At 66.8% G+C, this 13,100-nt stretch carries 9 protein-coding genes, 1 tRNA gene, 1 other RNA gene and 1 CRISPR repeat array (1 of these 12 only partly in view); of the genes, 3 read left to right on the plus strand and 8 right to left on the minus strand.

Features of this window, described 5'->3' with window-relative positions:
* Nucleotides 1-1,094: direct repeats of the CRISPR family, unit length 36 nt; unit sequence GCCTCAATGAAGGGCCCCTCCAGAAGGAGGGGCAAT (it extends 609 nt beyond the left edge of the window).
* A gap of 178 nt (nucleotides 1,095-1,272) precedes the next feature.
* From cas2 to RM25_RS01700, 7 genes are all read right to left on the minus strand, one after another.
* Entirely contained in the window at nucleotides 1,273-1,575 is a 303-nt protein-coding gene (cas2, locus tag RM25_RS01670; protein ID WP_013160296.1) for a CRISPR-associated endonuclease Cas2, read from the minus strand.
* The gene (locus RM25_RS01675) at nucleotides 1,572-3,173 is read right to left on the minus strand and encodes a CRISPR-associated endonuclease Cas4/Cas1 (RefSeq protein WP_013160297.1); all 1,602 of its coding nucleotides are present in this window, start codon (nucleotides 3,171-3,173) and stop codon (nucleotides 1,572-1,574) included. Before RM25_RS01675 ends, cas2 begins: the two co-directional genes overlap by 4 nt.
* On the minus strand, nucleotides 3,163-4,164 hold the full coding sequence (locus tag RM25_RS01680) for a hypothetical protein (protein ID WP_044635951.1): 1,002 nt from the start codon (nucleotides 4,162-4,164) through the stop codon (nucleotides 3,163-3,165). Before RM25_RS01680 ends, RM25_RS01675 begins: the two co-directional genes overlap by 11 nt.
* Nucleotides 4,161-6,776, minus strand: coding sequence for a type I-G CRISPR-associated helicase/endonuclease Cas3g (gene cas3g, locus RM25_RS01685; protein ID WP_013160299.1), 2,616 nt, complete (start codon nucleotides 6,774-6,776; stop codon nucleotides 4,161-4,163). The genes RM25_RS01680 and cas3g overlap by 4 nt, the downstream gene beginning before the upstream one ends.
* Nucleotides 6,773-8,314 (minus strand): type I-G CRISPR-associated protein Csb2, encoded by a 1,542-nt coding sequence (csb2, locus tag RM25_RS01690; protein ID WP_044635952.1) that lies wholly within the window; start codon nucleotides 8,312-8,314, stop codon nucleotides 6,773-6,775. Before csb2 ends, cas3g begins: the two co-directional genes overlap by 4 nt.
* A 1-nt stretch (nucleotide 8,315) precedes the next feature.
* The gene (gene cas7g, locus RM25_RS01695; protein WP_044635953.1) at nucleotides 8,316-9,515 is read right to left on the minus strand and encodes a type I-G CRISPR-associated RAMP protein Csb1/Cas7g; all 1,200 of its coding nucleotides are present in this window, start codon (nucleotides 9,513-9,515) and stop codon (nucleotides 8,316-8,318) included.
* A 343-nt stretch (nucleotides 9,516-9,858) separates the two neighbouring features.
* A tRNA-Ser gene (locus tag RM25_RS01700) sits at nucleotides 9,859-9,946 on the minus strand.
* 97 nt (nucleotides 9,947-10,043) lie between these two features.
* On the opposite strand from RM25_RS01700, the gene ilvA reads away from it, so the two are divergent.
* Complete coding sequence (gene ilvA / locus RM25_RS01705) at nucleotides 10,044-11,318, plus strand: threonine ammonia-lyase IlvA (RefSeq protein ID WP_055345783.1); 1,275 nt, start codon at nucleotides 10,044-10,046, stop codon at nucleotides 11,316-11,318.
* Nucleotides 11,319-11,424: 106 nt separating this feature from the next.
* Here the strand turns inward: ilvA and ffs are convergent.
* Nucleotides 11,425-11,521: signal recognition particle sRNA small type (gene ffs / locus RM25_RS12200), an RNA gene on the minus strand.
* Between the two features lie 270 nt (nucleotides 11,522-11,791).
* On the opposite strand from ffs, the gene RM25_RS01710 reads away from it, so the two are divergent.
* Together RM25_RS01710 and RM25_RS11705 are read left to right on the plus strand one after the other, a co-directional pair.
* Nucleotides 11,792-12,079: a DUF2249 domain-containing protein gene (locus RM25_RS01710; protein WP_044635954.1), complete on the plus strand. Its 288-nt coding sequence runs from the start codon at nucleotides 11,792-11,794 to the stop codon at nucleotides 12,077-12,079.
* A gap of 5 nt (nucleotides 12,080-12,084) precedes the next feature.
* On the plus strand, nucleotides 12,085-13,095 hold the full coding sequence (locus RM25_RS11705; protein WP_060759138.1) for a helix-turn-helix transcriptional regulator: 1,011 nt from the start codon (nucleotides 12,085-12,087) through the stop codon (nucleotides 13,093-13,095).
* The last annotated feature ends 5 nt before the right edge of the window (nucleotides 13,096-13,100 follow it).

Below are 13,100 nucleotides of genomic sequence, written 5' to 3' on the forward strand. Positions count from 1 at the left end.
CAATTTGACCTCGTCGGCACCGAACTTCGTCGCCACCCAGTTGCCTCAATGAAGGGCCCCTCCAGAAGGAGGGGCAATGATGGAACGAACAATGCTCGAGCGAGACCTGGAGTTGCCTCAATGAAGGGCCCCTCCAGAAGGAGGGGCAATGAACCGTGTGGCGACACATCGAGGAGCACGGTGACGGGCCTCAATGAAGGGCCCCTCCAGAAGGAGGGGCAATCGGCCGCGAGGGCTTCGAGTATCAGGCGAGCTTCGGTGAGCCTCAATGAAGGGCCCCTCCAGAAGGAGGGGCAATTCTAGCCAGACGATCACGATCTGTGGCGGCATCGTCGCCTCAATGAAGGGCCCCTCCAGAAGGAGGGGCAATCCCATCACCTCCGACACGTAGGCCGTCCATGACTTGCCTCAATGAAGGGCCCCTCCAGAAGGAGGGGCAATGTCTCAGGGGCGCAGATGATGACTCGTCGTCTTCATTGCCTCAATGAAGGGCCCCTCCAGAAGGAGGGGCAATTGTGGGCCAGCGTGGTGGTCAGCGACTTGACCGACGCGCCTCAATGAAGGGCCCCTCCAGAAGGAGGGGCAATAATCTGAAGCCATAGAGAGTCGCATGCCGCCCTCAGAGCCTCAATGAAGGGCCCCTCCAGAAGGAGGGGCAATGATCCACATGGTAGACCGGCGACTCATGATGCCCATCCGCCTCAATGAAGGGCCCCTCCAGAAGGAGGGGCAATCGGGGTGTCGCCTGGGATGCCGCTCGATGTTCCGGCCTCAATGAAGGGCCCCTCCAGAAGGAGGGGCAATCCGCATCTATGACACCCAGTTCGCCACGGAATACATGCCTCAATGAAGGGCCCCTCCAGAAGGAGGGGCAATCAGTTCGATCATTACATCGAAGGTCTTATCGAAAAGCCTCAATGAAGGGCCCCTCCAGAAGGAGGGGCAATGGTTGCGTTACTCGTGCGTCCTGGCACTTGGCATTGGCCTCAATGAAGGGCCCCTCCAGAAGGAGGGGCAATTTGAGGACCAGAGGCGTTCCCATACTAGTCGTAGCTTCAGCCTCAATGAAGGGCCCCTCCAGAAGGAGGGGCAATGGCGGGCGTGGGAACAGGGCTCCCACTAGGCATTATACCGGCCGCCTGCGAGCGGTGCTGAAGAAGGATGGCTCGCGCGTGGAGGATTGATGACCCCTTCAGCGCAATCTGCTTGTGACAAGGGGAAACATCACGCGAGCGGCTCCGCGTGACAACCGGGCCGCAGAGCCGCTGGTCGTCAGATGATGATGCTGCGTCCGCCGCTCTGGTACCTCTGACCGCCCAACCAGGTGATGCGTTGGGCGTCTGCCGACGTGGACATGCCCAGGTCGCAGATCACCACCGAGTCCTCATCAATATCCATCGCGTCGGTGAGATCGTGGCGTAGCACCAGCAGGTGTGACGGCGGACAATCAACCATGAATACGCTGTACTGCACACGCTCCCCGTAGCCCTTCAGTACCGTGGCCAACCTGGTGCGACGACGGTCATCGGGCACGTCGTAGGCGATCAGAAAGCAATGGGAATCTCGTCGGCTCATCTGACCGTCATTCCTATATACTCAGATCGCGTGCCGTCAATGAATCCCAATAACAAGCGTGCCTGGATCTCCATCGTCCTTCGCCAGGTGGCCGGGTAGCCGAACGTTGGATGCTTGATGTCGGTTGTCACCCGGCGTTCGTATGCCGAGGTGAGTGCGGCGATCCCTGCCCGGGTGAGGCGGACGTCCCCCAGAGTGTGGGAGAACATATCCGCGGTGAGCGTCTGGTTATTGATGCAGGTGATCACCGCGGAATCCGCCACAGGTGCGCGGAACTCCTCCATGAGGTCCAAGGCCAATGCAGGCTTGTTCCGGCTGGGCGAGTGCAGAAACCCGCCATGCGGGTCCAAACCACATGCAGCGATCGCACGAACACAGTCTGCGAGCAGCATTCCATAGGCGTAATTCAGCGCAGCATTGAGCGGGTCGATCGCGCCCCGACCATGCCGGCCGGGCCATTCGTCGAGGAAGTCCTGCGCCGAGTCCGACTTGAGTATCAACGGGAACTCAGAAAAGTACGCCTTCGCCGCCCGTCCTTCGACGGCGAAGAGTTCAGGCAGGCTCTCGACCCTCATGGCTACCCGACTGAGCTCGCGGATCTCCTGGGGAGCGGTGGCTGCCGCGGCGTTCCTGCGCAGGAGGGTCGCTTGGTTGATCAACTTCGCGCGCACAATGGCCCGCGCGACCGGCAGACAGCCCACCTCCGAGAGGGCCTGCTGATGCATCCGCGCCTGCCCATTGGGGGCCGCAGCTCCGGTGGCCCAGCCCACCACGCGGCCGCGCCCGCTGCACCAGACGATCGTCAATCGACGCCACAGAATCTCCCGAATGAGCGCGCCAGAAACATCCACATTGCCGTGGAGCACAAGCCCCTGCACACGTTCGAGTGGAACGGCGGCGAGTTGCTCACCCTGGCGTGTGATGCGTATCTGCCGGTCGCGCATCGATAGCCTCGCGCCGGGTGTGACGGCGTGCAGAATCTCCCCGTGGGGATCGGCCACCGAGATGCGGCGCTTGAGCTCCCCTCCGTTGTGGACCTGCTCGTCAGGCAAGCAAATCGTGGCGTGTGAGCACCCATTGCAGCGGCTGTCGTCGAGCAGCGGCGGGGGCGCAGAGTCTGCCTCCACCACCTTGCGTGTTTCTGTCACCCAATCGCGGCACGCCTCGCGGGCCTCAGCACCCAGGGGAACCGGAACATCCTTGTGATGATTCACAAAGTGCACCACCCCGCTCGTGACGTGATGACCCATCTCCTCCAGGCACATGGACTGCAACCCGACCTGCACGGCCTGGGCAGGGGTGATCTCTGCTTTCCTGCGCACCGGGGTGGACTTGTATTCGACCACCGACAGGCCATCGGACGAGACTTCCACCACGTCACAGCGGCCCGTGATGCCCAGCGATTCACTGTGCACCGACACTGCGCGCCGCACCTCGGGCCGTGACTCAGCAGGCTGGTCCACGCGCCGGTGTGCGAGCGTGCCGGCCGTCATTGCATAGCTATCGGCCTGCTCGCCCTGGGCCTCCAACCAAGCCCGCCGCGGACAGAACACGGTGTGGGCCACCAGGCTGATCGGCAGCTTGTCATCACCAGACATCAGCGTCCTCCTGAAAGGGATGCAGGGTGCCCCGGAGCAGCGTGCGTTCGGGGGCGCTGTCGTTGTCGGACTTGTCCAGTGGAAAGCTGCACGCGCCGATCACCCCGCGTCTCACCAAGAGCTGTCTGGCGTCCACGGACCGGACGGGATCATCCGAGAAGGCTGACAACAGCTCCCGACTACGTGCCAGGGCCGTCCACAGCACCGGCGAGATCGGATCGGCAACCACCGGGACCACCAGCAGCCGCGGATACGATCGCGCGGGCGGCACCGCACCCGCCGTGGCACTCACCCCGATGCTCTTGGGCACCAGCGTGAACGCGCTGATACCCCATAAGGAGCACCAGGCCAACGCATTGTCCGTGGGTCCCGGTGAGCTGAGCCCGGTAGGGGTTCGCGAATCGGGTTTGTTCTTGCCCACCACATCGTTCACCGCGCGGCCCCCAAGCCCATCGAGCACCTTGCCCGCCGTCCAGGTGGACACCTCGCGGGCCAGGGGCGCCAACCGCTGTCCGATGAACTCTTCACCGCGGTTGCGGGTCTTCATCTCCCAGCGCGACGCAGCATGGTCGGGCCGCGGCTGACCGTCTTGGCGCACCCAATATCCCGGCTCGCCGAGATTGACAATCATCCGCTGATCCAGCCGCGTGAGCCCGGCGTCCAGGAAGTGTTCCCGCAGTTCCTCGAGCTCGAACCACCCTTCGTCGTCGGTGGGGGGCTTGAGTCGGGGACTGAACAACGCATGGCCGTCTTCGGGCGCCGGACGTCGGGCCTGCAGCCAGCACGCTGGGTCGGCATGGCGTCGGGCGTGTGCCAGCACGGCCTCACCAGCATCAGGGCCCTCCCACTGCAGTGTTGGGCGAGCCACTGCCCCGTCCTGCCACCACAGTCGTACCCGGTGGGCACCCGCCTCCTGGAGGATGTTCGCGAGACCGACGAGCGCGAAGTGGGTGATCGCCGTGTCCAATGTGCCGGTGATTTCGAATTTCATGATCCCTCCTTGGAGACCTGGCAGTCGGCGGCGCGCAGGAGCGCCTCCAGATAGGCGCAACCCCACACGCCATAGGTAGTGCTCGTGGCGGCCATAAGCTCCGGCCACTCGCCGGACCCGAACAGGGCCGCGACGCGCTCGTTCACTTCGGCCGGATCGCTGGGGGTGGCAAGGCTCGCCGCATCGGGTTGCGGCAGGATCCTTCCCCGGCCATGGCTCGTGCCGATCAGCCGTGCCACCAAGGGGCCATGGGGCGCCAGCGAGACCTCTGCCCACGAGACCGCCACGGACCTCAGCTCATGGCGCCAACCCCGGGGCAGCTCCCCCCCCGCGAATTGGCGGCGCACGACCGCTTGACTGCTTCGATGCTCGCTCTTGGCCAGCACCAGGGACGAATAGTTGCTCAGCCGTAAGTGTTGGAAGCGTGGATCGGCCTTGCCGTCGTCATGGTGCGCGCCCGCCAGCTCGAGTGCCGCCGTCAACTCCGGATCGAGCGCGACGCGCTCACCCAATCGGCGAGCCCGTCCGGCCACATTGGACTGGTGAGCGGTGAGGAGCACCGGCTGATCGGAAGCCGACCATTCCTGGCGAAGTTCCTCGTCCTCCTCGGCGGTCTTCTGCGAAGTCACGACGATCCAGGGGAGTTCACCGAGCGCGTTCGGGGGTCCCAGGGTGAGGAGGCCCTCGCCGCCGAGATCGCTGTATTCGGTCTGAGCGTCCTCCGCGGTCAGGTCCGCAAGCGCCGAAAGCCACTGCGAATCGGCCGAATCCTTCTGGATGACGGCCACGTCCGGGGTTCCCCACCGCGTCTCGAGGCTCTCGGCCCGATTCGCATCGCTGACCACCACGCCGTGACGCGTCAGGGCATGTCCTGCGTCCACGATCACCACGTCGCCCGGACGGATGGCCGAGGCATCGTCGGCACCCAACGGCGTGATCTCGTCGGCACGCGACAGGAAGGCGCGTGCGTGATCACCCCGGCCCTCGAGGATGCGGTCCACCACTGCCCTTGCGACAGCGATGCCCGCCGGGAAGACCTCTGCCTGGTCCACAGGGGTGGCCGCCAGCAGGGGAATGACCTCCGCGTCCTCATCAGGGAGCGGCTGGCGCACGACGATGCCCACCTGCGCATCGTCGGGTTCCAACGAATCGCGCACCCACAGCTCCAGGTCCTCATCGGCCCACATGAGGTCGGCGGTGGCGTCCCAGCGCATCACGTCGCCCACATGGGGAAGCTTGACGATCGCGCGTTCCGGGGTGCGCGCCTTCGGCGGGTGATCTGCCACGGCCTGCGGACTTGCGCCCTCGGTGTCAGGCAGGCCGCCGAGCCACTGCAGAGCATCGGCAAGGTCGTCGAGCGAATACGGCAATTGCTCGGCGAGCTTGTCCTGCGGCGGGGCGACCACCGTCAGGGGGCCGCTGTCCCGGAGCCCGCGGCGGTTGACACGTCCGAAGCGCTGGGTGAGGCTGTCGGCGGGCGCGAGCTCGGTGACCAGACCGCTGAGGTCTAGGTCGACCCCCACCTCGACGGTCTGGGTGGCCACCAGGAACCTCGGCATTGCCTGCCGAGGAGCGGTGTCGAGGCCCAACAGCGCTGGGTAACTGCGCTTGAGCTGCGCCAGGTCCAGGGGGCGCGTGGGGCCGACCCAGCACGGGCAGTCGTCGCCAAGGCGCTCAGCCACGCGCAGCGCAGTATCCACCCGGTTGACGATGCATCCGATCGTGCCATCGTCGGCGGTTCGTGCCATGTCCTGTACCTGGTCGACCAGGGTTGAAATGTACTGGTCAGTGGCCTTCTTGCCACTCCAGGCCGCCGATTCCACGACGGTGACCGGCTTGGGCAGGGTGAGGCGCGGACGAAGGGTCGGATCGGCGAGGTCGTCCGGCCCGATACCGATACCATCAGGCGATGCGGAACGCGTGGTGGCGGACGATTCCACCACCTGCAGCCCCGGCACCCCCAGCCGCTCGGCGACATCGGCGTTGTGCTGGCTGACCCAGCGTGCGGTTCCCACCAGCTGGCGGCTCAGGTGGGCCTCGTCGATCACCACCGCATTGTCGAGGCCCAGCAAGCCACCTTCCCGGGGACGAGCCGCCATGGATGAGCCGTACCCCCGCAGGAGCAGACGGCTTCCCCACATGTCGGGCGTTGCGCTGATCACCGCGCAGGCCGACGGATCGTCGATCCACGTGGACCGCAGCGAGATGCCGCCACGCAGGTGCCCGATCACCAGGGGCGGGGTGTCATCGGCGGCGCTGAGGCGCTGGAGGAGCGCACTCATCTCGCGAGCCAGGGGGGAGTCGCCCTCGTCGAGCCAGTCGGCGACCCGCTGCGCGCGGTCGGCCTGTGAGTCGACCAGTGCGCGCCTGGCGACCACGGTGGACAACCGGCGGGGCACGCGGGGCCCGGAGCCGGCGCTGTACAGGGCGTTCAGGAAGACATGCACTTCCACGACCGCGCTCTTGCCACTTCCGGTGGGGGCCGTGATGGCGCTGGGCCACCGCGCGGATCCAGCGATACCCGTCAGCAGCGCCGTCTGCCACGGGAAGGGGTCGTGGCCCGCATTGACGGCACGGAAGAACGTTGCGAAATCATCAAGCGTGATGGTCATGAAACCTCCGGTGAATCCATGGGGACGAGCAGGCCACCACCAAGGTGACGTGCCTGTCCCAGAGCGAGAAGGGCACGATCGTTGACCAGGTCGGCGAGGTCGAGCTGCGCCGAATAGGGCTGGACGACACCGATTGAGCGCGGCACCTTGTGCACATAGCGGGAGACCTCAGAATCGGGAATCAGATGGGTTCCCAGGATCTGGACGCCGCGGTCAGTCACGACCGAGACGGTCTCCCAGTAGGTGTTCGCCCTGGTGAGGGCCAGTTCCTCGCGGAACACATGGCCGACGGAAAGCAGCGCCGACTGGGGGAATCCCCAGGCGCCCAGCAGCTCGTGACGGGGTTGGCGCCGGGTCTCCGGAACCATCCCGTCCAGGGTGCGCCATTGACGACGCCACCCGGGTTGGGGCGTGGGCCAGAACTGCGACGCGTCGATCCGCAGCGGGGTGCCGAGGGTGACGCGGCCGGCGCTTGACCACAGGCCCAATCGGGGGCTGTTGAGTGCCCGGACGATCTCACCGCGGTCCTCGGCGGCGATCGAGGCCGGCAGCAACAATGCGATAGCGCCGTGGGGAAAGTCTCCGGATTCTGCACGATGCGACAACAGCGTCGGCGGCAGGTACTGGACGGCCACGCGATTCGCGGGCTGCGACGCGCCCCTGGCGTAATGGCCGGTGACGATGGCCGGTGCGCCGTCGCCGAGCCGGGAAATCAGCATCCGGTGCATGGCGACGCACCACGTGAGGCCGTCCTCAAGGGCGATGTGCGCCGACAACGGTAACAACATGGCAAGGGGCCACGGGGAATCAGCCGGAGGAGGGGTTGGCGACTTGTAGCGCAGCACACGCAGCCCCTCGGTCGGCACGCGGGACCCGCGTGGCATCTCGGAGAAGCTCGGAGAATCCTGGGCGGCACTCGGCATCTTCGGCGGGAAGGCCTCATGATGTGCCCGGATGAGCTCGTCGAGCCGGCCCGGGCCGGGGGTGCGGACCGCCAGTCCGATGGGGCGGAGCTGCTGGGTGGAGGCCACCAACTCGTGGGTGGGCACGAACTGATCCAGCGTGAGGATCACTGGGCTGTCATCCTCGCCGAGGCAGGAGACGTCGGCGCACAGCCGTCCCACGGTCTCCTGCACCTCGGAGGGTGCATCGGCCCAGAACCATCCGACGCAATCGTCGATGGCGGTTCCGGTGCTGATCTGGCGGGCGCCGATTCGCATTGCGGGTGACTTCTTGGGGCCCTGTACCGTGCCGGTCTTTCGATACGCATCCGGACGCCGGTCTGGTGACACGGGAACGTGGTTGGGGATGCGGATCATCGTCGGCGGGTGTTTCTCCAGCCAGCTCAACGCGGCGGTCGATTCCGATGACGGCTCGAGGCGACCCTTGACCGCGATGGCCTCGGATCCCTGCCCGGCAGCATTGACCAGGGCGGAGAAGAGCCTGGCGGTGTCGGGTAGCCGGTCGGGCGACCCGTCGGCGCGGTGGCCCTGGAACACCCCCAGCGGAAATACCGCTCGGATAGTGAGTGGCGACATGTCAGTCCTCATCCGCATCGGCCGTGGCACCGGCAAGGATGATCGGGTTGCCGGTGACCTCGAGCACCTGCCCGTCCCAGCGGATCCCGGCCGTGGCGACGGCGCGTTCGATGGCAGTGGCCAGGATGGGCCCGGTGACCTCGGGCACCAGTGGCTCGAGTTCCGTGTGGGTGCCACGTCGGCCATCGAGCGTGACCACCGGGTCGCCGGCTTCCACCAGATCGCAATTGGCGCGCAGTTCGAGCTCCTGGTCAGACAGGGCGAGGCCATGCAGCGACAGGGCCGCCAGGAGTGCGCGGCAGGCGACATTGCCCGCATTGTCGGCGCCGAAACGCAGCTGGCGCAGGGCGCTGAACGACAACACATGGGAGCGGATGATGCGCCTGCACGAGACGAAGCCGAGGCCATCGAGGCTCGGGGGGATCGCTCCGAGCCCGAGGACCGAAGCCGACGTCGGCTTGTTCTTGGCCTTCTTGGCGTCCTTCGTGATCTTGTCCACGGTGGTCGGCGACATCTCGTCTTCCTGCGTGGCGAGCAGGGTGAGCATGTCCTTCTCGTTGAGCTGCACACTCGGGGCGATGTCGTCCTTGCGGGCAGAGCCGCGCCGCGGAGGCTTTCGCCCGGCCTCGGTCTGGTCAGCCAGCTGGCCGATGATCTCGCCGACCAGGCATGAGCGGAAGCGGGCCTGATGCGCCTTGCGGGTCGAATCCCACGCGCCGAATGCCAAGCTCACGGGGCTCAACTCGAGCAGTGCGCGCGCGTTGGCCGGGGAGGCATTGCGGGCGGCCACATATGCCGGGTACTTGGTGGTCACCTCGCCGTCGATTGTGCCGAAGCGGATGTGGCCGTCGCTGAAGCGGTGGGGCAACTGGTAATCGGTGGCGCTCAGGGTTTCGTAGTCAACCCGGATCGACGGCATCCGGGTCAGCGATGGGTCACCTTCCTCGATGGCCAGGGAGATGGCATCCTCCACGCGGTTGAGCTGGCTCGCCTTGCTGTCGACGACGACCACGCTGCTGGGCTCGCCGCCGATGAAGCGGGTCTCGTAGGCATAGGTCCCGTCGCGTCCCTGCACATAGCGGGCGGGGGCGATGCCTGCCTGCGGTCCGGCTGCGGGGGCGAGTTCCGTCACCGACGACAGGACGCTGGCTCCGCCGGCGTGGCAGGCCGCTTCGAGGTCGGAGTAGGTGAGATCGGTCATTGTGTTCTCCTTGAGTGGTTGGGTGGGAGGCAGCGGTGCTTCTTGATCGTGAGTATGGCGGTGACCACTGACAGTTCTTGGCGGTTGCTGTGGTTGGGGTGGTCCTGACGGGTTCGACGGGCTGGTTCTGGATGACGGTTCCCCGTCAGCAGTCACCATACACACATCATCCCCCCCTTCGTTCACATTCCTCTGTATTGACGTCAGTAGGGAACCGAGGGGTGTGAGGTGTCGCAGGTGATTGAGGGTCAGAGCTGACGTCCACGTCCCCAGACGCAAAAAAGGGCCAGCCGGCACCAGCCAGCTGACCCAACAGGCCCGCGACACGACGGTCGACGAGCGATGGCGGAGGATACGAGATTCGAACTCGTGAGGGCGTGAACCCAACCCGCTTTCCAAGCGAGCGCCATAGGCCTCTAGGCGAATCCTCCGCGGGCAAGGTTAACAGGTTCCCCGCGACGCCCACCACCCGCGCCGTTCACCAGCGATGGACAGCCCAACCCCCGCCGCGTCCTGCACGATAAGTGGGTGACCACTACCGAGGTATCCACGCTCGCCCATCTCGTCGACCAGGCCGCCGAGGGCCTTGCCGGCGTCGCCAGAGTCACCCCGCTGCAATACAACGAACGCATTTCCTCGACCTCGGGCTGTCGCGTCTGGCTCAAGCGCGAAGACCTGCAACCGGTGCGCAGCTATAAGTTGCGCGGCGCCTACACCTTCATCAGCAAGCTGTCCGACGACGAGAAGCGCGCCGGCGTGATCTGTGCCTCCGCCGGCAACCACGGCCAAGGCGTGGCCTGGGCCTGCGCACGGCTGGGCATCACCGGCACCGTGCACGTGCCCTCCACCACCCCGCGCCAGAAGCGCGACCGCATCCGCTTCTTCGGCGGCGACCATGTGCGCCTCGTGGTGGGCGGCGACACCTACGACGACGCCGCCCGCGCCGCGCAGGTTGAGGCCGACCGCACCGGCGCCACCATGGTGCCCGCCTTCGACGACCCACTGATCGCGTCGGGTCAGGGCACCGTCGCCCGTGAACTGGTGGAGCAGCTCGGCCATGCCCCCGACGTGCTCGTGGTGCCGGTCGGCGGGGGAGGCCTGCTGTCCGGCTGCGGCGCATGGATGCGCGAGAACCACCCCGAGACCCGCATCATCGCCGTGGAGCCAGCCGGTGCCGCCGGCCTGGCCGCCGCCATGGACGCCGGCCGCCCCGTTCGCCTGGACCACATCGACAGCTTCGTCGACGGCGCCGCCGTGGCACGCGTGGGCGACTTCACCTTCAAGATCGCCCGCCAACTCGCCCCCGACCTCATCGCGATCCCCGAGGGCCAGGTGTGCACCGAGATGCTGTCGATGTACCAGGTGGACGGCATCATCGCCGAACCCGCCGGGGCGCTGGCCGCCTCCGCGCTGAGCGTGCACCCGATGGACACCACGCTGGGCATCGACCCCAGCCAGGAGATCGCCATCATCGTCAGCGGCGGCAACAACGACGTCTCGCGCTACGCCGAAGTGGTGGAACGCTCCGGCGTGCACGAGGGACGCCGCCGCTACTTCCTGGTCAACTTCCCCCAGGAGCCCGGCGCGCTGCGTCGCTTCCTCAACGAGGTGCTCGGCCCCGACGACGACATCATCGTCTTCGACTACACCAAGCACTCCAACCGCGACACCGGGCCGGCGCTGGTCGGCATCGAGCTCGGCGATCCCACGAGCTTTGCCGAGTTGTGGACGCGCATGGAGGAATCGCCGCTCAACGTCGAGGTGCTGGAGCCCGACACGGCGATCTACCGGATGCTGGTCTAGGACGCCGCCCCGACTGGGCCGGTATGTGGAGCGCCTGTCGGGGGTCGGGCTGGGAGCTGCAAGCCCCTTGATTCGCGCGAGCCGAACCCACAAGGCCCCGAAGACATGAAGGGGTCCTCCGCGCACCCGGAAGAGCTCACTTACCCTTGCTGCCTTCCGGCCCTGGGGGAATTGGGCGAGGTACCGCCGCGCGGAGGACCTTGCCGCCATGTTACCCGGGAGCACGCCCGGTCGCGCAAGCCGGAGCCCGTCCCCGAACCCGCCGCCGCAGCATCCACAGCCCTTGACAAGGGCGCCGGTGATGCCCTTGTCACATACCCGATGCAACGCCCGTCCGGCTCCCCGGCGCAGCGTGACAACGCGGTTCGCGGTGGACCCCGGACGGGACGTGATGGCGATCCCGGCGTCGGAAAGTTATTATTACAACTAACTTGTAATAAATAGGCGGCTGGCCGCCGCGCGAAGGGAATCCCATGACCGACCTGCCCATCACCCAGACCCACCACTGCACCTGCGCGGAGGGGGAAACCAACACTCCCGAGCTCGACGCCAGCGCCATCCCGCACGCGATTCGCCACGCCGCCATCCTCGGCGCGCTGCAGGGCCTGGGCCACAACGAATCGATGATCCTGGTGGCCCCGCACAATCCGCTGCCGCTGCTCGACCAGATCGACTCCATGTGGCCCGACGTCTTCAGCCTCGAATATGTGCAGGAAGGCCCCGACGCCTGGAAGATCCGCTTCACGCGCGTGGCCGCCTGAGCACCGTGGACGGCCAGACCGGCCTCGTTCGTCGCGCCGCAGTCCTCGGCGTCGGTGCGACGGATGGGGCTTACCCCAGCGACCGCGGCGCCCCGCTTGATCCGCAGTGCCAACGGCTGATGGACGCCCTGCTCACCGCTCCGGGGCCGATGACGGTGGCCCAGCTGGGTGTCGACGCGGAGATGCGTCCCAACACGGTGCGCTTCCACCTGGCCCACCTGGGCGATGCCGGGCTGGTGAGCGGTGTTTCGGCGCGCACCACCACACGCGGACGCCCCGGCGTGCTCTATCGCGCCACCGCGAGGGCCTTCGACAGCGGCCCGCAGCATCCCCGGCTGCTCACCGAGGTGCTCATGCACCATTTCCTTGCCGACGCCGCGACGCCACCGCCATCGGTTGAGGACCCGCAGCGTCCCACCACGGTGTGGGAGCGGGCCCGCCGTGCCGGACGCGCCTGGTCGTCGCACGTCGAGACGCTGCCCGGCGGAAGTCCGGCGCACGGCGGCGCCGGACCGGAACACGTGACTGACGGCACTGCGCAGTTCGACGCCCTCCTCACCCAACTCGGTAACTGGGGACTCGCACCCAACCGCATCCGTGACCCTGGCGTCCCGGATGGCTCAGCGGTTCCGGATGAGTCGGCGGCAGCCTCGACACACAGTCCAGTGGGATCGACAATCGGCCCCGGCCCTGTTTCGCCGGACCCTGCAGCCGCCCAGCGTGATCACCTCCCCGACCGTATACGCATTGGACTCAACCGGTGTCCCTTCGCCCACGAGGCCAGCGAGTGCCCCGACCTCGTCTGCGGCGTACATGCCGGCATCATCGACGGACTACTCGCCCAACTCGGCGGGTCATGGCGCGTCGCACGGCTCACGCCCCACGCCTCGGCCGGCCAATGCCTGCTGGACGCCGAACTCACCCACCCTGCACTCCAGGCCCCTCCGTGCCCGGCGGCCGCATACCCAGACTCCGTGCACCGGGCCGGCCGCGGCGGCACCACGCCCCGCGCGTAATCACC

Source organism: Propionibacterium freudenreichii subsp. freudenreichii, from assembly GCF_000940845.1.
Classification (GTDB): Bacteria; Actinomycetota; Actinomycetes; order Propionibacteriales; family Propionibacteriaceae; genus Propionibacterium; species Propionibacterium freudenreichii.